This window comes from Parafrankia sp. BMG5.11 (genome assembly GCF_004337455.1).
Genome location: NZ_SJXI01000210.1, coordinates 1 through 1,689, shown reverse-complemented (window position 1 = coordinate 1,689; position 1,689 = coordinate 1). Strand labels below are relative to the sequence as shown.

The 1,689-nt window shown below is 70.0% G+C and carries 2 protein-coding genes and 1 pseudogene; 1 reads left to right on the top strand and 2 read right to left on the bottom strand.

All coding sequences use genetic code 11. The features are described from left to right. Positions 1 to 312: 312 nt before the first annotated feature. Positions 313 to 558 (bottom strand): hypothetical protein, encoded by a 246-nt coding sequence (locus E0504_RS50005; RefSeq protein WP_020462096.1) that lies wholly within the window; start codon positions 556 to 558, stop codon positions 313 to 315. 171 nt (positions 559 to 729) lie between these two features. On the opposite strand from E0504_RS50005, the gene E0504_RS50000 reads away from it, so the two are divergent. Continuing rightward, positions 730 to 1,407, top strand: a complete 678-nt coding sequence (locus E0504_RS50000; RefSeq protein ID WP_112109281.1) for a uracil-DNA glycosylase — start codon at positions 730 to 732, stop codon at positions 1,405 to 1,407. 80 nt (positions 1,408 to 1,487) lie between these two features. On the opposite strand, the pseudogene E0504_RS49995 reads toward E0504_RS50000, so the two are convergent. Further along, positions 1,488 to 1,689, bottom strand: a pseudogene (locus E0504_RS49995) (GntR family transcriptional regulator); the annotation flags it as partial.

Genomic DNA, 1,689 nt, shown 5'->3' with positions numbered 1-1,689 from the left:
CGGCGCTACCAGATCTTGAATGGTCAGGGTCTGGCTGGAGATCCGTCGCGTCGGCGAAAGCTCGAAGGCGGCCGGGGCGCCGGGACGGCCGGGGGCCGACATACCGGCGAGCGCGCGCATGCGCTTGCCGGACTCGCCGGAGAGCTCCTGCTGAGGCCCGCTTCGCGAGCGAGTAGGCCGCGCCCGGTCCGTCGAACAGCGCAGCGGTCGAAGACGTCCTGGCGGATCGACTTTCCTCAAGATCGGCAAGATAGAGGCCGACTGTCAACGCCGTTGATTATCTTGGACTCAGGATCCGCGAAGAGCGGCTGGTCAGCGGGCGGACATCGAGGCTCGACGGGCTCGCCAGGACAGCAGCGACCAGCGAGAGGCGGCGCTCAGCGCCGAGCCGACACTGGCGAAGGACCCCACGCTGAGGATGGACGCGGCTGACCCGATCGACCCGATCGACAGCACGGAACCGACCGAGCCGATGGAGAGCACCGACCCCTGCGACCACAGGCACAGGACGGAATCCTGAGAACCGATCGACCACCGTGAGCCAGAGCTGGGACGCATGTACACATCATTCCAGCAGGGCTCTGATGTCCGACTCGGCTCACGTTGATCGGCTCGTTCGTATCGTCGACGACCTGCAGCCGGCTACCAGCGTCAGGACTTCCCCGCATCCCGATGGGCCGGCGGCAGGCCCCGCGGCTGTTCGCGGAACCCCCGGTAGGGTGATCAGCCATGCCGGCACAACCCCTGCGGGACATCCTCGAGCCGGGCTGGGCGAAGGCCCTCGAGCCAATGGCCGATCGCATCGCCGCCATGGGTGACTTCCTGCGCGCGGAGATCGCGGCGGGACGCAGCTACCTACCGGCGGGCCAGCACGTGCTACGAGCCTTCCAGCAACCCTTCGACGACGTCCGCGTACTCATCGTCGGGCAGGATCCCTACCCGACCCCGGGCATGGCCATCGGGTACAGCTTCGCGGTCGCGCCCGAGGTACGCCGGCTCCCGGGCAGCCTGGAGAACATCTTCCAGGAGCTGTGCACGGATCTCAACGTGCCCAGGCCCACGAACGGCGACCTCACACCGTGGACCCGACAAGGGGTGCTACTGCTGAACAGGGTGCTGACCACGGCGCCGCGCCAGCCCGGCGCACACCGAGGCAAGGGCTGGGAGGAAGTCACCGAGCAGGCGATCCGCGCCCTGGCCGCCCGCGGCACCCCGCTGGTCGCGATCCTCTGGGGCGCCGACGCACGCAGCCTGCGCCCCTTCCTCGCCCCCACCCCGACAATCGAGTCCGCCCACCCGTCGCCCCGCTCCGCGGACCGCGGCTTCTTCGGCTCCCGACCGTTCAGCCGCGCCAACAACCACCTGCTCGAACAAGGCGCCCAACCCGTCGACTGGCACCTTCCCTAGCGGTCTCGGTCGGCACCGAGGGCCGGGCGCCGCGCGGCCGCGTCACGCCGTACCGCGTCATGCCACGACACAGCCTGGCTTCAGGGCGCGTCCGGGGGGGCCGTCCAGTAGCCGCGGGTCCGCAGGTGCTCCACGGTGACAGCGGCGCAGGAGCGCACGTGCTCCTCGCTGGTCCGCGCCGCCGCCACGACGTCGCCCGCCCGGATCTCGGCCAGCAACAGCTCGCGGTACCGGGCCTCGTTGTCCACCCAGGCCGGGGAGTCGTAGTAGAAGCTGCCCTGG